Below are 16,252 nucleotides of genomic sequence, written 5' to 3' on the forward strand. Positions count from 1 at the left end.
TCGCGGGTTGCTCGAGTACGCCTACCGTTTACGTGCCAGCGCAATGCACGCCGATCCCGGCCAGCCTGACACAGCCGATGGTAGTGCCGCTGCCACCCGAGGGCTGACATATTGCCAGGCGGTGCTGTGGATTAAGCCTCTGCTCGCCACCATCGAGCAGGGCAATAACAACTTTGCTGGTATTCGGGATATCGAGCAACAGCCTCAAAACACTTCTGGTGAAAATGCCCAAAAGTGAACTGGGCAGATAGTAACAACTGAATAGATGCCGCTGTGAGGGTGCAAACGTGTAGGGCTTGTAGTGATTAAAACTGCTTCATCAGTTTTATCGTACTAGAAAATAAAGTTTTTCAGCATAAATGACATCGTCTTGCTCTTTGCAATGTTAAAAATTTAAAACACTGTAGACTTAATCCACCGCCGCCTTGCCAACACCAGAAAGGCAGCGGTTATTAGTGGATCAGAAAACATGTATCGCCCGGGTGGCTCCTGCGAGTCACTATTCTGACTTCAAGCTGATACTAATCAAAGGCCACTTATTGTGGCCTTTTCTCACATTAGGGATGTCTATGAAAAATGTTCTGGTGTTCTTCAATCGACAACCGGTGGTTGTTGTCAGGGTTGTAGATGGTACTACCACCATACTCCGTGAATATCCGAATGGTGAGGAAGCTCATCTTAAGATTATGTATGCGGGAGTTCATTCGCTAACTGGTGATCATACTGAGTTTTGCGTCGCCTCTGACAGAGAGATAACCTCACGGGAAATCGTTGAGGCTTCAAACAGACTGCTTAAGTAGCGTAGAACGGTCGCAATTGCATTACAGCAGGCATTCACTGAGTGCCTGTGATAATGCTTTATTGGAATAAATCTTAAGCGTATTGTGCAATCTCTAAACAATGAAAAGGAGATTGTTATGTTAGAAAGCTATTTTGGTTCATCAGCAACACGCGAGCAAAAACAACGCATTCTTGCTATGCAAGCGGCTTTAGAGATTGCAAAATCTTCAGCAGGAGCAAGCGTTGCAAATTCAAGGCCAGATAAAGTAGAACAAGATTTAAAATATGCTGCCGAACAAATAGAGCGTCTTGCTGATGCTATTCAGACAGGCATGAATAAATAACTTTTTTGAAAAGTCATAACTAAGCCACTGGCATCTGCTGGTGGCTTTTTTATTGCGCTTCTTATACGCAAAACAATCGAGAGCCTTTCCGTTGTGAGCCTGCAATCATTCTTTATTAATGATATTGATAAATATTATCATTTAAGTGGGTCCTCCCGGCGGGATCGCCTGCCACGGGGCGACGCGGCCGCGGGTTTCGGCTAGTTTTCGCATTTTATAGTCATCATCATCATGTGGGCAGCTTATTGATTTTTAAGGTGTCCGATATTCAATGATGTCGAATTGTTCAAAAAGTGTTCATCATCATGGACCAGGAAATCGCAGCGTTAAAACTCAATATCAACCAGCTCGCCGGTATCACTGGCGTGCACCGGCAGACGGTTGCTGCGCGGCTGAAAAATGTCAGCCCGGCCCCCGGTAGTAACAGCAAACTGAAACTTTATCTCGTCACAGACATTCTGTGCGAACTGATGATCCCGACCGTTTCCACGGCAAACGTAGAAGAGATGGAGCCAGCAGACAGGCTCGCTCACTGGAAAGCTGAAAATGAGCGGCTGAAATTCCAGGTCGACACAAATCAACTGATACCAGCCGAAGACGTTGCACGGGAATTTTCATTAATGGCGAAAGCTGTCGTTATGGTGCTTGAGACTCTCCCGGATATTCTTGAGCGCGACTGTGCGCTGACGCCGGTTGCGGTATCACGCGTGCAGAGTGTTATTGATGATCTGCGCGACCAGGTGGCACAAAAAGTGATGGACGCCGAACCAGAGGAGGGAGAGCCAGAGGAGGACTGATGGCAAAAAGGGCATCTGCCAGGGGGATCCGCCGCGATGTCTCCGGCATTTTACGTGCCCCGCGTCGTATGCAGGTGGCCGATGCGGTCAGCTCATATATGCGTGTGCCGATGGGCGCGGGTAACTCCGTGCCATGGGATCCAAATCTTGCACCTTATATTATTGAGCCGATGAATTGCCTGGCATCGCGGGAATATGATGCAGTGGTTTTTGTCGGGCCAGCCCGAACCGGGAAAACCATTGGTCTTATCGATGGCTGGATTGTCTACAACATTGTCTGCGATCCGGCTGACATGCTGGTTATCCAGGTTTCCGAGGAGAAAGCGCGCGAGCACTCGAAAAAGCGCCTCGACAGGACATTCCGCTGCAGTCCGGAAGTCAAAGCCCGGCTGAGTCCCCGCCGCAATGATAATAACGTCCATGACCGGACATTCCGGGCGGGTAACTACCTCAAACTCGGCTGGCCATCGGTCAATATCATGTCGTCGTCGGACTATAAAAGTGTGGCGCTTACTGACTACGACCGGTTCCCCGAAGATATTGACGGGGAAGGTGATGCGTTTTCACTCGGTTCAAAACGAACAACCACGTTTATGTCCGGCGGCATGACCCTGGTCGAAAGCTCGCCCGGTCGCGATATTCGTGACACTAAATGGCGGCCTGCATCGCCACATGAAGCGCCGCCGACTACCGGTATCCTCTCTTTATTTAATCGTGGCGACCGTCGCCGCCTGTACTGGCAGTGTCCGCATTGCCACGAATATTTCCAGCCAGAAATCGCCAATATGGCGGGGTACAGGGAAACGGCGGATCCGGTTCTGGCAAGTGAAGCCGCTTATCTCCAGTGCCCTGCCTGCAAGGGCAGGATAACTCCGGAGATGAAGCGTGAACTGAATATCCGGCATGTCTGGCTACGCGACGGGGAAAAAATAGACCGGGATGGCAATCGATATGGTGAACCGCGCCGCTCGCGTATTGCATCGTTCTGGATGGAGGGGCCTGCTGCTGCTTACCAGACGTGGGCGCAGATGATTTATAAATTCCTCACGGCTGAGCAGGAGTATGAAGCCACCCGGAGTGAGGAAACGCTCAAAACGGTGGTCAATACCGACTTTGGTCGGCCTTATCTGCCCCGTGCCAGCCTTGAACAGCGTAAAAGTGAACTGCTTGAGCAGCGTGCCGAGGATGTGCCAAAACGCGCAGTACCCGACGGTGTTGAATTTATTGTGGCGACTGTCGACGTTCAGGGCGGTAAATCCCGCCGGTTTGTGGTTCAGGTGACGGGATATGGCGCGCAGGGCGAACGATGGCTTGTCGATCGCTACAACATCCGGCAATCCTTGCGAGCCAGCCAGGATGGCGAGTGTTACCCGGTTGATCCCGCCAGTTATCCCGAGGACTGGGATTTACTGCTTTCTGATGTGTTTGAAAAGTCCTGGCCTCTGGCAGGCGACCCGAAAAAACGCATGCGACTGATGGCAATGGCGGTCGATTCCGGTGGTGAGGATGGCGTCACCGACAATGCCTATAAATTCTGGCGCAAATGCCGCCGGGATGGCCTGGGTAAACGGATATTTCTCTTCAAGGGCGACAGCGTTCGACGTTCGAAACTCATCACCCGCACATTCCCTGATAACACTGACAGGTCCACCCGTCGGGCAAAAGCCGCGGGTGATGTGCCGCTGTATCTTCTCCAGACTGATGCACTAAAAGACCAGGTTAATAACGCCTTATGGCGCGAATCCCCTGGTCCGAATTATGTGCATTTCCCGAAATGGCTCGGCAGCTGGTTTTACGACGAACTGACGTATGAGGAGCGATCAACCGATGGCAAATGGAGCAAACCGGGGCGCGGCGCGAATGAAGCCTTCGACCTGCTTGTCTATGCCAGCGCGCTGGCGACCCTTCATGGCTACGAGAAAATCAAATGGCCGGATGCACCTGAGTGGGCACGGCGGGAAACCTGGCTGGAGGACGCGCCGGCGGAAACTGGCGAAACGCCACCCGCGCCGGAAGCCCATCCCGTGCCGGTAGTTAAAACCCGGCGTAAGAAGTCGAAATCCGAAACAGAAGCAAACCCGTGGGTTACGTCAGGAGGCTGGGTGTGAACCAGAATGACATTGAAGCCATGATCCAGCGTTACACCGACGCAGAAATGGCGGTGCTGGGCGGCAAATCCATCACCTTTAACGGGCAGCAGATGAGCTTTGAAAATCTGGCCGAGATCCGTAAGGGACGGCAGGAGTGGGAGCGTCGACTTGCTGCGATTAACAACAAACGCCGGGGCAGACCGGGCTACAGACTGGCGAGGTTCTGATGACCATCCTTGACGATGCAATCGGGCTTTTTTCGCCAGCATGGAAAGCTTCACGGCTGCGGGCAAGGGCAGTGATACAGGCTTATGAGGCTGCAAAACCTTCCCGGACACACAAGGCACGCCGGGAAAATCGCTCCGCTAACCAGCTGAGCCAGATGGGCGCCGTTTCCCTTCGGGAGCAGGCGCGCTGGCTCGACAACAACAACGATCTGGTGATCGGCATTTTCGACAAGCTGGAAGAGCGTGTCGTGGGGGCCAACGGGATTGTGGTGGAGCCGCACCCCAAGATGAACAGCGGCAAAATAGCGAAAAAGCTGGTGGTGGATATCCGCAAGAAGTTCGCTGAATGGTCTGTTAAACCGGAGGTCACCGGCCAGTTCACCCGCCCCATGCTGGAGCGACTTATGCTTCGCAGCTGGCTGCGTGACGGCGAGGTATTCGCCCAGATAGTCAGCGGAACGGGGAACGGTCTGGTGCCCTCAGCACGGATCCCATTCTGGCTGGAGGCGCTGGAAGCGGATTTCGTCCCGATGAACAGCGATGAATCCCGCAAACTCAGCCAGGGGGTTTACCTCGATGACTGGGGGCGTCCGAAAGGATACCAGGTCTACAAAATTCTGCCGGTGACAGGCAAACAGCTCGACACCAAGGATGTTGATGCGGAAAACATGCTGCACCTGAAGTATACCCGGCGGCTGCACCAGACCCGCGGCAATTCGCTGCTTTCCGGTGTGCTGATGCGGCTCAGTGCCCTGAAAGAGTATGAGGATTCAGAGCTGACTGCCGCCCGTATTGCCGCCGCGCTGGGTATGTATATCAAAAAAGGGGACGGGCAAAGTTATGAGGATGATTCAGCGGGAACGGGCAAAGATGACCGCGAGCTGATGATCCAGCCCGGTATGCTGTATGACGACCTGCAGCCCGGTGAAGAGATTGGGATGATTAAATCTGACCGCCCCAATCCCAACCTGGAGACTTTCCGCAACGGTCAGCTGCGCGCCGTCGCTGCCGGCATCCGCCTGAGTTTTTCGAGTACTGCGAGAAACTACAACGGGACCTATAGCGCGCAGCGTCAGGAGCTGGTCGAGTCCACCGACGGCTACCTTATCCTGCAGAACTGGTTTATCGGCGCGGTAACCCGGCCAATGTACCGCGCCTGGCTGAAAATTGCGGTGGCATCCGGTGAAATTGTGGTGCCACGTGGTGTCGACATGGACACGCTCTATAACGCCGTCTACTCCGGCCCGGTGATGCCATGGATTGATCCGGTAAAAGAGGCCAACGCCTGGAAAACTCAGATCAGGGGTGGTGCCGCCACAGAATCTGACTGGGTGCGCGCCAGTGGTCGCAACCCTGATGACGTTAAATCCCGTCGCAAAGCAGAAATCGACGAAAACAAAGAACTGGGGCTGGTGTTTGATACAGACCCTTCAAATGATAAAGGAGGCACCAGTGCCGAAGCCAAAGAGCCGGGCGCGCCACCGTCCGAAAGCCAGCGCAAAAAGTAACTCCTGGTTCCGCATGCAGGCCAGCGGGAGCAGCACAGCCGATATTTTTATTTATGATGAAATCGGCTACTGGGGGGTAACGGCAAAGCAGTTTATCAGCGATTTAAAGGCGCTGGGCGATATCAGCCTGATCAATCTTCACATCAATTCACCGGGTGGCGATGTCTTTGACGGCATCGCCATTTTTAATGCGCTGAAGCATCACGGTGCGTCCATCACTGTTCACATTGATGGTCTGGCCGCGTCAATGGCGTCAGTCATTGCGATGGTCGGTAATCCGGTCATCATGCCGGAAAACACCATGATGATGATTCACAAGCCATGGGGTTTTGCGGGTGGTGATGCCAACGACATGCGCGATTACGCAGACCTGCTGGATAAGGTCGAATCTGTGCTAATTCCGGCTTATGCACAGAAAACAGGCAAGTCCACTGAGGAGATTGCAGCCCTGCTTGAAGATGAAACCTGGATGGATGGCGCTGAGTGCCTCGCCATGGGTTTCGCCGATCAGGTTACCCCTTCACTGCAGGCGATGGCCTGTATTCATTCCAAACGTATTGAGGAATTCGAAAAGATGCCAAGCAGCATTCGTAATATGATCACGCCGCCGCGCAACAGCGCGCAGCGCGAGAACCCGGCACCGCAAAACACCCCGGCTACGCCTGCCAGTGCGGACGAAACGACCATTCGTGCACTGGTGCTGTCGGAGCAGAAAGCCCGTGTCAATGGCATCGGCGATCTCTTCGCGATGTTTGGCGGGAAACATCAGGAGCTTCAGGCCAGATGTGTTGCGGATCCGGAATGTTCCGTCGACCAGGCTAAAGACCTGCTCCTTGCTGAGCTCGGGAAAACGTCCACGCCATCCAACAAAACCACACCGGCTCACATTTATGCGGGCAACGGTAATTTCTGCGGTGACGGTATCCGCCAGGCGCTGATGGCGCGCGCGGGGTTTGAAGATCAGGAGCGGGATAACGTTTATAACGGCATGACCCTGCGTGAATACGCGCGGATGTCCCTGACTGAACGCGGCATTGGTGTTGCAAGCCATAATCCGATGCAGATGGTCGGCCTGGCGCTGACGCACAGCACCTCTGATTTTGGCAATATTCTGCTCGATGTTGCCAACAAAGCGTTGTTGCAGGGCTGGGATGAAGCGGAAGAGACCTTCCAGCGCTGGACCAAAAAAGGCCAGTTGTCTGACTTTAAAACGGCGCACCGCGTCGGTATGGGCGGCTTCCCGTCGTTGCGACAGGTTCGCGAGGGGGCAGAATACAAATACGTCACCACAGGGGATAAAGGCGAAACCATTGCGCTGGCCACTTACGGTGAGATTTTCTCTGTCACCCGCCAGGCCATTATTAACGATGATTTGAATCAGTTAACGGATGTCCCGATGAAGATGGGGCGGGCGGCTAAAGGCACCATCGGCGATCTGGTTTATGCCGTGCTCACCAAAAACGTAAAACTGTCTGACGGGAAAGGCATTTTCCATGCAGATCACAAAAACCTCTCCCAGGGTGCTATCTCCGTAACCAGCCTCGATAACGCACGTAAACTGATGCGCCTGCAGAAAGAGGGCGAACGCTCCCTGAATATCCGTCCGGCCTTTATGCTGGTGCCGGTAGGTCTGGAAACCACTGCAAACCAGACCATCAAATCTGCCAGCGTCAAAGGCGCTGACGTCAATGCCGGTATCATTAACCCCATCCAGAACTTTGCCGAAGTTATCGCGGAAGCCCGTCTGGATGATGCGGATGCGGAAGCCTGGTATCTCGCCGCTGCGCAGGGTAGCGACACCATTGAAGTGGCTTATCTGAACGGGGTTGATACGCCTTATATCGACCAGCAGGAAGGATTCACCACCGATGGTATTGCGACAAAAGTCCGTATCGATGCTGGCGTGGCACCGCTTGATTACCGCGGCATGGTGAAATCCAGCGGGAAGTAATCCCCCATTGCAGAAACCGACGCCCGTGAGGGCTTTTTTTATACCCAAAATTCAGCCCGTCTCGGGCTGAAAGGAGTGCTCTGTGGCTAAGAATTTTATTCAGGATGGTAAAACCATTCCCCTGATCAACAGCGGTCAGACCGATATCCCCGGCGGTGCTCCCGTTGCTGTCGGCTCCGTTGTGGCTGTCGCAATCGCCGCAATCCAGCCCGGTGAAACCGGTGATGGCTTCACCGAAGGCGTGTTTCTCCTTCCGAAGCTCCCGGCTGACGCCATTGCTGCGGGTACCCGCGTTTTTCTGAAAGACGGTGTGGTGCAACTCGATGAAGCCGATGCCATCGCTGCAGGTGTTGCCTGGGAGGTTGCAGCAGCTGCGACGACGGTTATTGAAGTGAAAATCAATGCCTAACCCCTTCGACAATATGGTCAGCCGCATGGACGCGGCAACCGTCGCCACGATGGGAAAAACCGCCATCATCAACGGCACGCCACTGAACGTTGTGCCTGCCGAGTTCCTGGAAGAGATGGGGCCGCTGAAGGGGAATGGCTTGTCGCTGGTGGTGTTCTCTCCCTACAGACCAAAGCGAAATGATGTCGTCGACTATGAGGGGGAGTCCTTTGCTGTCACCCGGCACGACATTTTTAACGGTAAGCCCCGTATCTTCATCGAGTGACGGGAGGTGTCATGTCCATCAAAGGGCTTGAGCAGGCGATGCGCAATCTGGAAAGCATCAGTAAAACGGCTGTACCGCGGGCATCTGCTCAGGCAGTGAACCGTATCGCTTCCCGTGCGGTATCGCGCAGTACAAAAGCGGTAGCGGGGGAGAAGAAACTGCCGCAAAAACTCGTCAGGCAGCGCGCGCGCGTTAAAAAAGCCACAGTCAGAAAACCTGTGGTCACTATCCGTGTTAACCGCGGGAATTTACCGGCTATCAAACTTGGTCCGGCCAGCGTGCGTTTATCCCGGCGCAAAAAAGACAGCAGGGGAGCGAACAGCATCCTGCGGATCGGCAAATATTCTTTTCCCGGCGCCTTTATCCAGCAACTGTCAAATGGACGCTGGCACGTACTCAGGCGCACCACGAAAAGCCGTTACCCGATTGAGGTGGTGAGTATACCTCTTTCAGCTCCGCTTACTGAGGCATTTAACAGGGAAGTAAGTGGGTTGCGGGAGTCCGATCTTCCAAAAGAACTGTCCGCAGCGCTGAACCGACAACTGAGACTGATCCTTAAATGATTCATACCGATATCCGTGCTGCTGTGATTTCTGCATTACAGGCGGCAATCACGACTGAAACCACTTTTTTTGACGGTCGTCCGGCATTCATTGAACCAGGCGATTTACCCGCCGTCGCCGTCTATATCTCCAGCGCTGAATGTAGTGAATCCGAGCTGGACGGCGAGATGTGGACGGCAGAATTGCATATTGAGGTTTTCCTCAAGGCAACCGAGACCGACAGCGCGCTTGATGCCTGGAGTGAAGACCGTATTCACCCTGTGCTGAATGACATCCCGGCGCTGGATGCGCTTGTCGAAACGCTGTCACCCGTCAGCTATGACTATCAGCGCGATGACGAAGCCGCGACCTGGGGTTCCGTTGATCTGAAATATTCAATCACCTACACAATGTGAGGACCGCATTATGGCGAAATCGCCTGCAGTACCCGTGAAAGGCGCCGGAACAACTTTGTGGATTTATTCCGGTACCGGTGACCCTTATGCAAACCCGCTGTCGGATATCGACTGGACCCGACTCGCGAAGATTAAAGAGCTGACGCCCGGTGATATGACAGCTGAATCATATGACGACAGCTATCTTGATGATGAGGATGCTGAATGGGCATCTACCGCCCAGGGCACAAAATCAGCGGGTGACACCAGTTTTACGCTGGCCTGGAAGCCGGGCGAATCCGGACAACAGGATCTGGTGAGCTGGTTTAACAACGGTGAAGAGCGTGCCTACAAAATCAAGTATCCCAATGGCGCTGTTGATGTGTTTAAAGGCTGGGCCAGCAGCCTGGGTAAAGCTATCCCGTCTAACGAAGTTATCACCCGCACGGCGAAAATCACCAATAACGGTAAACCGTCACTGGCCGAAGACCAGCGTGATCCTGTTGTCGCCGTCGCCGGCGTGACGATGGATAAAACCACTGATGCCATTAATGTGGGGGATAGCGGCACCGCGACGGTTACTGTCGCACCGGCTGGCGCCACGGATAAATCCTTCCGTGTCGCCTCCAGTAATCCGGCCATCGTGTCGGTTACCGCAGATGGCTCAACACTCACTTATAAAGGCGAATCTGCCGGTACGGCGGATATCATCGTGATGACCAACGACGGCCAGCTTGTCGCGCAACTCGAGATTGTCGTTTCCTGATCACCGGGGCATACGCCCCGCCCACGGAGTAATCCATGTTTCTGAAAACTGTAAAATTTAAGTTCAACGGCGAGGAGACCATTCTCTATGAGATCTCCGCACTTCAGCGCATTGAGTATATTGGTTATCTCGCCACAGTCTCAAAAGAGATCCCGGTTGATGGTGATGAAGCACTCCGCACACAGATGGCTTCAATTGTCGGCGTAAAAGTCGCGTCCAGGCTGGTGGCCATGTCACTCTGGCAGGCCAATATCAATGGCCCGTCGGTTGATGAGCTGCAGCAGCAGGTGATGTCCACATGGCCGCTTCCGGCAATCAGTCAGGCAGAATTTGTTGTGCTGGAGATGTCGCTGATGCTTCCCCCTGCAAAGGAAGCCGCTGATGAGGATGAGTCCGTCAGGGAAGAAAGCGCCACACCGGAAAAGTCCACGCCAGTGAGCTGAATTTCGTGATGAAGCTGGCGCGCGAGTTTGGCAGGCCAGACTGGCGCGCGATGCTTTCTGCAATGTCTTCCACTGAACTAGCAGAGTGGGGGGATTTCTACCGCGTTCAGCTTTTCAGTAATGATCTGCTCGATAACCACTTCGCCTGCCTGAGCCATCTTGTCGTCGATATGATGTGCAAAGACCATGGTCTTACCCCTGCTGATTTCAGTCTTCTTAACCCCCTAAAATCTGTACCTGAACAGGATGACGAAACGATGATGCATCTTGCTGAGGGCATTTCCGGAGGAAAACGCTATGGCCCAGCCAGTGGGTGATCTTGTCGTCAGCCTTGATATCGATAACGCAAAATTTACGGAACAGATTGCCTTTGCCCGTCGACAGTTACAGGGGGCGGGCGAGGCGGCAAATGATGCTGCGTTACAGGTACAGCAGGCATTCAGCCGGCAGGAAATTTCAGCCCGGAAAGCGGGTATTTCAGTTGGTCAGTACCGCGCGGCAATGCAGACATTACCGGCGCAGTTCACCGACATTGCAACACAGCTCGCTGGCGGACAGTCCCCGTTTCTGATTCTTCTCCAGCAGGGGGGGCAGATCAAAGACTCCTTTGGCGGCGTCAAAGGGGCGCTTACCGGGGTGGGTGATTATTTTCGTATTATGCTGGGCCTGATCACCCCGGTGACACTTGGTATCGGCGCACTGGCGGGCGGTGTGGCGCTGCTTTCTCTGGATCTTTACCGGAGTAGCCAGCAGTCGACAGCCTATAACCAGGCGCTGGCAAAAACCGGCAATATCAGCGGGCAGACCAGTGACAGTCTTTCACGCCTGTCAGTGGCCATCGCCAAAAATGCTGATGCCAGTAAAACCGCTGCCGCTGCTGCGGTGGCCCAGGCTACGGGGATTGGCCTGACGATTGAACAGATTCGCCTGGTGAGCCAGACGGCACTGACGCTGTCGAAAAACACCGGGCAAAGCGTTGAGGATCTTGTCACCCAACTGGGCAAGATTCCGCAGGATCCGCTGAAAGCGTTTGTCGATATCAACAGCCAGTACAATTTTGCCAACCTTGCTCTGTATGAGCAGGTCAAACATATGGTTGATTTGGGCGATAAAGCGGGTGCAACAAAACTCATTATTGATTCGCTCAGTAACAGCCAGACGCAGTTTACTGATTCTGCCAAGACCGAAGTTGACAGCCTCGCCAGCTACTGGCAGGGACTGATTGATAAAGTAAAAGACTATAAATTTTGGAATGACAGGGTGGCAGATAAAGCCACCTCTACCCCTTTACCGAAACCTCAGTTCCAGACTGGATCTGCCGTTTTCGACACAATCAATGCTGAAATGGAAAAGGGGGATCAGGAGCGCCAGCAAAATCTTGATGCCCAGACTGAAAAAGAAAATCACCTTGCCATTCTGCGTCAGCAACAGGCTGAAAAAACGGCGCAGTTTAATAAAGAGCAGATCGCCGCCAACGTCGAGGCGGATAAATTTCTCGAAAACGCCCGCACAAACGCACAAATCCGTAATGACCTGCAGGCGAAGTATCAGCGCCAGCTGGATCAGGGACTCATCTCGCAGGATAAATTTAACAAACTTACCGCCGCCGTTAACGAGAAGTATAAAGACCCGAAAGCGCCGAAGACTACCGTACCTGCCGGTGATCGGGCGGAGGATAAATCCACGGCTGAGCTGCTGGCGCTTCAGGCTCAGCTTAAGGTTTTGCAACAACACCAGAGCATTAACGATGTCATCAGCCAGCAACGTAAAGACCTGTGGGCTACCGAAGCGCAATTCACCGTGCTGGAAGATGCCGCGGGTAAGCGAAAGCTGACGAAGCAGGAACAGTCCCTGCTTTCCAGTAAAGAGCAGGTTATTGCGCTGGCGCAGCAGAAAGCCTTGCTTGGCGATCAGATTGTTGCGCAGGAGCAACTGAATAAGCGTATGGACACGGCGAGCAAATATGTCACGCAGATGTCCGCGAAACAGGCGGCGCTGAGAAATTCATCAACGTTAAGTGATCGTGATGCATCCCGACAAAATTCATTTGCCCAGCTTGAGAGTGGCTGGCTGAACGCCGGCGGTAAGCTGACAGATACCGATTATCAGCAAGAACTGACGGCCTTGCGCGCTTATTACGCTGAAGAGGATAAATTGCGCAGCGACTGGCAGGCTGGCGCGAAAAAAGGGTTTGCTGAATTTGCAGATACGGCCACCAACGTTTATTCACAGGTACAGCAGATTTCGCAGGGTGCCTTCACGGGTATGTCGTCCCAGCTCACTGATTTTCTGACAACGGGCAAATCAAACTTCAAAGACTTTCTCACCACCTTTCTTAAAGGGATTGTACAGATGGTGAGCCAGCTGGCAGTTCTGCGCACCGCAAAAGCCGCGCTGGGCGGGACCGCCGTTGGTTCATTTCTGGGATTTGCTGGTGGCGGGTTCACCGGACAGGGGGGTAAGTACGATCCTGCCGGTATTGTGCACCGAGGTGAGTTTGTCTTTCATCAGGAGGCGACGAAACGCATTGGTGTAGGAAATCTCTATCGCCTGATGCGTGGTTACGCCAGCGGAGGGTTCGTCGGCAATGCTTCTTCCTCTCTTTCTGTTCCTCCGGCAGGTGTCAGTGTTTACGCTCCGGTTTCCGTTGTCACTCAACAAAACGGGAACGGGCAGGCGGGAGCATCAAACGACAGGGTTGGCCGCGCTTACCAGCAGGTCATTGATCAATCGGTGAGAGACGGCATTGCTAAGGCGCTGCGCCCTGGCGGTCTGATTTGGACAGCAAATAACACCAGGTGATGAGATGGCGATCGAAGCTTTTACCTGGCCGATACAGTCGGCCGGACAACCCACAACAAAGGTTAAAGATACCGTCAGAAAAGCACAGTTTGGTGACGGATATGCTCAGGTCAGTGGTTCGGGACTGCATACCGAGTTGCTGACCTTTGAGTTTTCGTTCACGGGCCGCCCGGCACTGGCACTGGAGATGTATGCATTTCTGCGCCGGCACAAGACGAAATCATTTTCTTTTAAACCACCGTTCGGGGTTCTGGCTCTCTGGCGTGTTGAGGCAGACAGCCTGCAACAGGTGGTTAAAAGCCAAAACGTCATCACGATTACCGCTACTTTTGAACAGGCGTTTGCACCATGAGTTTAAACAGCGACTATCAAAAACTGGAACCGGGAAACACGGTCCGGCTCATAGAAGTTGATGGCTCCGCTTTCGGTGTGGGCGATGTTCTTCGTTTCCACAGCCACAACATCCCTCACACTGAGACGGAAATTACCGCGGCGGGTGGTGACGAAACCCTGCTTCCGGCGAAATCTGTCTGGTGGCAGGGAAACGAATATAAAGCCTGGCCGTATGAACTGGACGGGATTGAGGCGTCAACCAGTGGCAGCAGCGCATCACCGAAGCTGTCCGTCGCTAACCTTGACGCGTCGATCACTGCGCTGTGCCTTGCCTACGATGATATGTTGCAGGCTAAAGTCACCATCCACGACACGCTGGCGCAGTACCTTGATGCGCAGAACTTTGTTGAAGGAAACCCGACGGCCGATCCGCTCCAAGAAAAGATGCAGGTCTGGTACATCGATGCGAAAAGCAGCGAGACAAACGAAGTCGTGGAGTTCACGCTTTCCAGCCCGATGGATCTGCAGGGACTGATGATCCCGACGCGTCAGTTACATTCGCTTTGTACCTGGTGCATTCGCGGCCAGTACCGTTCCGGTAATGGCTGTGATTATGCCGGGACGCGCTATTTCGATAAGCACAATAACCCGGTAAGCGATCCGTCGCAGGATGAATGCAACGGCACGCTGACAGGGTGCAAACTGCGTTTCGGGGAAAATAATGAACTGTCGTTTGGTGGCTTCCCCGGCACTTCTCTGATCCGGAGCTGATATGCACCAGAAAATCATTGATGCCATTATGGCGCATGCCGCCGCCGAATATCCCCGCGAGTGCTGCGGTCTGGTGGTACAGAAAAGCCGGGTGGAGCGCTATTTTGCGTGCCGCAATATTGCCGAAAAACCGGAGGACAATTTTGTCCTTTGTCCGGAGGACTATGCCATGGCGGAAGACTGGGGAACAGTCACGGCTATCGCACACAGTCACCCCGACTCCACCACACAGCCCAGCGAGGCCGACAAAGCGCAATGCGATCTGAGTACGCTACCGTGGCACATTGTGAGCTGGCCGGAGGGCGATTTTCGTACCATCCTGCCGCGCGGTGAACTGCCGCTGCTGGAGCGCCCGTTTGTGCTCGGCGTTTATGACTGCTGGGGGCTGGTGATGAGCTGGTTCCGGCAGACGCACGGCATTGAACTGCCTGATTACCGTGTCGATTATCCGTGGTGGGAAGATCAATACCCCGATAATTTATACCAGGACAACTGGTACGAATGCGGATTTCGCGAGGTGTCTGGCTCGCCAGCACCAGGCGACGTGCTGATCATGCAGGTGCAGGCAAATAAGTGGAATCATGCGGCGATCCTGCTGGAAGGTAACATGATGCTGCACCATCTGTACGGACGACTGAGCAATCGTGAGCCGTGGGGCGGTTACTGGAAAGAACGGACAATGATGGTATTACGCTATCAAGAGATTTGATAGAAATGCTGTGTTAGGATTAATCACATGACATGTCATGGAGGAAAGGATGTGAGAAAAATATTTTTGGTCGTAGCCATTACATTATTATTCGGCTGCAAACCAGGGGCTGATAAAGCAATTGATTTAGCCAAAAATGAGGTTGCAGCATCCATGAAAGATCCTGATAGCGCAAAATTCCGCTATGTCAGATTTATTCAATCTGGTGAAAGTGATGATGGTACGGTGAAAGGTTTTGTTTGTGGACATGTTAACGCAAAAAATGGTTATGGCGCATATGCGGGATTCTCACCATTCATTGTCGATATAAGCATGAAGGAGAAGGGACTTTTCTCGAAGGGCGTTGAATATAGTATCTTCAGTAAAAAACTATTCTCTGAATCTACGCCACTGGATGTGAAATATTATAATGAAACTTGTGGTCAGGACGAATAACATATTATATCAGTATCAACAAGCCACCACCCCGCAATAGCGGGGTTTTTGGTTTATGGTGTATTTATGAATGAAATGATGACAAGAATTGAATTGGGTGGTGTCCTTGGGAAAACTTTCGGTAGGGTTCATTACCGCCTGATTCGCACAACACACGAAGCAACGCGTGCGCTGGCTGCTACCGTTAAAGGTTTTGAGCAGTTCATGATTTCCAGCAAGCGGCGTGGGCTTACCTATGCGGTATTCAAGGGTAAAAGAAACATCTCTGAGCAGGATATTGGTTATCCGGTATCGGGTGAAGTAATACGCATTGTCCCGGTTATTATTGGCAGCAAACGTGCTGGCTTTCTACAGACCATTCTTGGTGTGGCGCTCATAGCCGCCGCCGCCTTTGCCCCATGGGGAGCTGCAGTCTGGGCAAGCGATATTGCTTTTAAGGTCGGCGCGGTCATGGCGCTGGGCGGGGTGGTCCAGATGCTTTCACCCCAACCTGGCGGGATCGCCAAAACACAAAGTGCCGATAACAAACCCTCTTATGCATTTGGTAGCGTAACCAACACAACCAGCCAGGGTTATCCGGTTCCGCTTCTTTACGGTAAACGCCGTATCGGCGGTGCAATTATTTCCGCCGGTATTTACGTCGAAGATCAGCAATAACACTTCCTCTGCTTAATCACCGCCAACG

Annotated in this window: 19 protein-coding genes and 1 pseudogene; all 20 read left to right on the plus strand. The window is 53.2% G+C overall.

Going from position 1 to position 16,252, the window contains the following annotated elements; genetic code table 11:
- Nucleotides 1-238, plus strand: a pseudogene (locus tag RT644_RS00005) (hypothetical protein); the annotation flags it as partial.
- A gap of 679 nt (nucleotides 239-917) precedes the next feature.
- Complete coding sequence (locus RT644_RS00015; protein ID WP_313624872.1) at nucleotides 918-1,124, plus strand: hypothetical protein; 207 nt, start codon at nucleotides 918-920, stop codon at nucleotides 1,122-1,124.
- Nucleotides 1,125-1,429: 305 nt separating this feature from the next.
- Nucleotides 1,430-1,921 carry a DUF1441 family protein gene (locus RT644_RS00020; protein WP_313624875.1) on the plus strand — a complete coding sequence of 164 codons (492 nt, stop codon included), beginning with the start codon at nucleotides 1,430-1,432 and terminating at the stop codon, nucleotides 1,919-1,921.
- On the plus strand, nucleotides 1,921-4,029 hold the full coding sequence (locus RT644_RS00025; RefSeq protein WP_313624877.1) for a phage terminase large subunit family protein: 2,109 nt from the start codon (nucleotides 1,921-1,923) through the stop codon (nucleotides 4,027-4,029). Before RT644_RS00020 ends, RT644_RS00025 begins: the two co-directional genes overlap by 1 nt.
- A complete protein-coding gene (locus RT644_RS00030; RefSeq protein ID WP_313624879.1) occupies nucleotides 4,026-4,238 on the plus strand; it encodes a hypothetical protein in 213 nt (70 codons plus the stop codon). The genes RT644_RS00025 and RT644_RS00030 overlap by 4 nt, the downstream gene beginning before the upstream one ends.
- Nucleotides 4,238-5,746: a phage portal protein gene (locus tag RT644_RS00035; protein ID WP_313624881.1), complete on the plus strand. Its 1,509-nt coding sequence runs from the start codon at nucleotides 4,238-4,240 to the stop codon at nucleotides 5,744-5,746. Before RT644_RS00030 ends, RT644_RS00035 begins: the two co-directional genes overlap by 1 nt.
- Nucleotides 5,673-7,697, plus strand: coding sequence for a ClpP-like prohead protease/major capsid protein fusion protein (locus RT644_RS00040; protein ID WP_409521828.1), 2,025 nt, complete (start codon nucleotides 5,673-5,675; stop codon nucleotides 7,695-7,697). Before RT644_RS00035 ends, RT644_RS00040 begins: the two co-directional genes overlap by 74 nt.
- An 82-nt stretch (nucleotides 7,698-7,779) precedes the next feature.
- On the plus strand, nucleotides 7,780-8,106 hold the full coding sequence (locus tag RT644_RS00045; protein WP_313624885.1) for a capsid cement protein: 327 nt from the start codon (nucleotides 7,780-7,782) through the stop codon (nucleotides 8,104-8,106).
- On the plus strand, nucleotides 8,099-8,371 hold the full coding sequence (locus tag RT644_RS00050) for an ATP-binding protein (protein ID WP_313624887.1): 273 nt from the start codon (nucleotides 8,099-8,101) through the stop codon (nucleotides 8,369-8,371). Before RT644_RS00045 ends, RT644_RS00050 begins: the two co-directional genes overlap by 8 nt.
- Before the next feature lie 11 nt (nucleotides 8,372-8,382).
- A complete protein-coding gene (locus RT644_RS00055) occupies nucleotides 8,383-8,934 on the plus strand; it encodes a phage tail protein (protein ID WP_313624889.1) in 552 nt (183 codons plus the stop codon).
- Nucleotides 8,931-9,329 (plus strand): phage tail terminator protein, encoded by a 399-nt coding sequence (gene gpU, locus RT644_RS00060; RefSeq protein ID WP_313624891.1) that lies wholly within the window; start codon nucleotides 8,931-8,933, stop codon nucleotides 9,327-9,329. The genes RT644_RS00055 and gpU overlap by 4 nt, the downstream gene beginning before the upstream one ends.
- Before the next feature lie 7 nt (nucleotides 9,330-9,336).
- Complete coding sequence (locus tag RT644_RS00065; protein WP_409521830.1) at nucleotides 9,337-10,074, plus strand: phage tail protein; 738 nt, start codon at nucleotides 9,337-9,339, stop codon at nucleotides 10,072-10,074.
- 35 nt (nucleotides 10,075-10,109) lie between these two features.
- The gene (gene gpG, locus RT644_RS00070; protein WP_313624895.1) at nucleotides 10,110-10,517 is read left to right on the plus strand and encodes a phage tail assembly chaperone G; all 408 of its coding nucleotides are present in this window, start codon (nucleotides 10,110-10,112) and stop codon (nucleotides 10,515-10,517) included.
- Between the two features lie 8 nt (nucleotides 10,518-10,525).
- Complete coding sequence (locus RT644_RS00075) at nucleotides 10,526-10,834, plus strand: phage tail assembly protein T (RefSeq protein ID WP_007371439.1); 309 nt, start codon at nucleotides 10,526-10,528, stop codon at nucleotides 10,832-10,834.
- Nucleotides 10,815-13,319: a phage tail tape measure protein gene (locus RT644_RS00080; RefSeq protein WP_313624897.1), complete on the plus strand. Its 2,505-nt coding sequence runs from the start codon at nucleotides 10,815-10,817 to the stop codon at nucleotides 13,317-13,319. Before RT644_RS00075 ends, RT644_RS00080 begins: the two co-directional genes overlap by 20 nt.
- A 4-nt stretch (nucleotides 13,320-13,323) precedes the next feature.
- Nucleotides 13,324-13,671: a phage tail protein gene (locus tag RT644_RS00085; RefSeq protein ID WP_313624899.1), complete on the plus strand. Its 348-nt coding sequence runs from the start codon at nucleotides 13,324-13,326 to the stop codon at nucleotides 13,669-13,671.
- Nucleotides 13,668-14,423, plus strand: a complete 756-nt coding sequence (locus tag RT644_RS00090; RefSeq protein ID WP_313624901.1) for a phage minor tail protein L — start codon at nucleotides 13,668-13,670, stop codon at nucleotides 14,421-14,423. The genes RT644_RS00085 and RT644_RS00090 overlap by 4 nt, the downstream gene beginning before the upstream one ends.
- Nucleotide 14,424: 1 nt before the next feature.
- Complete coding sequence (locus RT644_RS00095; protein WP_313624903.1) at nucleotides 14,425-15,132, plus strand: C40 family peptidase; 708 nt, start codon at nucleotides 14,425-14,427, stop codon at nucleotides 15,130-15,132.
- A gap of 51 nt (nucleotides 15,133-15,183) precedes the next feature.
- Complete coding sequence (locus RT644_RS00100; RefSeq protein ID WP_313624905.1) at nucleotides 15,184-15,567, plus strand: hypothetical protein; 384 nt, start codon at nucleotides 15,184-15,186, stop codon at nucleotides 15,565-15,567.
- Nucleotides 15,568-15,633: 66 nt separating this feature from the next.
- A complete protein-coding gene (locus RT644_RS00105) occupies nucleotides 15,634-16,224 on the plus strand; it encodes a tail assembly protein (RefSeq protein ID WP_313624907.1) in 591 nt (196 codons plus the stop codon).
- Nucleotides 16,225-16,252 lie beyond the last annotated feature (28 nt).

Source organism: Kosakonia sp., from assembly GCF_032104925.1.
In the GTDB taxonomy this organism is placed as follows: Bacteria; Pseudomonadota; Gammaproteobacteria; order Enterobacterales; family Enterobacteriaceae; genus Kosakonia.

Bases quoted from the DNA above. Each gene is read 5' to 3' on its own strand.
- RT644_RS00085 (WP_313624899.1), top strand. From the start codon at position 13,324: ATGGCGATCGAAGCTTTTACCTGGCCGATACAGTCGGCCGGACAACCC.
- gpG (WP_313624895.1), top strand. From the start codon at position 10,110: ATGTTTCTGAAAACTGTAAAATTTAAGTTCAACGGCGAGGAGACCATT.
- RT644_RS00080 (WP_313624897.1), top strand. From the start codon at position 10,815: ATGGCCCAGCCAGTGGGTGATCTTGTCGTCAGCCTTGATATCGATAAC.
- RT644_RS00015 (WP_313624872.1), top strand. From the start codon at position 918: ATGTTAGAAAGCTATTTTGGTTCATCAGCAACACGCGAGCAAAAACAA.
- RT644_RS00025 (WP_313624877.1), top strand. From the start codon at position 1,921: ATGGCAAAAAGGGCATCTGCCAGGGGGATCCGCCGCGATGTCTCCGGC.
- RT644_RS00020 (WP_313624875.1), top strand. From the start codon at position 1,430: ATGGACCAGGAAATCGCAGCGTTAAAACTCAATATCAACCAGCTCGCC.
- RT644_RS00050 (WP_313624887.1), top strand. From the start codon at position 8,099: ATGCCTAACCCCTTCGACAATATGGTCAGCCGCATGGACGCGGCAACC.
- RT644_RS00055 (WP_313624889.1), top strand. From the start codon at position 8,383: ATGTCCATCAAAGGGCTTGAGCAGGCGATGCGCAATCTGGAAAGCATC.
- RT644_RS00035 (WP_313624881.1), top strand. From the start codon at position 4,238: ATGACCATCCTTGACGATGCAATCGGGCTTTTTTCGCCAGCATGGAAA.
- RT644_RS00105 (WP_313624907.1), top strand. From the start codon at position 15,634: ATGAATGAAATGATGACAAGAATTGAATTGGGTGGTGTCCTTGGGAAA.
- RT644_RS00040 (WP_409521828.1), top strand. From the start codon at position 5,673: ATGATAAAGGAGGCACCAGTGCCGAAGCCAAAGAGCCGGGCGCGCCAC.
- RT644_RS00095 (WP_313624903.1), top strand. From the start codon at position 14,425: ATGCACCAGAAAATCATTGATGCCATTATGGCGCATGCCGCCGCCGAA.
- RT644_RS00090 (WP_313624901.1), top strand. From the start codon at position 13,668: ATGAGTTTAAACAGCGACTATCAAAAACTGGAACCGGGAAACACGGTC.
- gpU (WP_313624891.1), top strand. From the start codon at position 8,931: ATGATTCATACCGATATCCGTGCTGCTGTGATTTCTGCATTACAGGCG.
- RT644_RS00075 (WP_007371439.1), top strand. From the start codon at position 10,526: ATGAAGCTGGCGCGCGAGTTTGGCAGGCCAGACTGGCGCGCGATGCTT.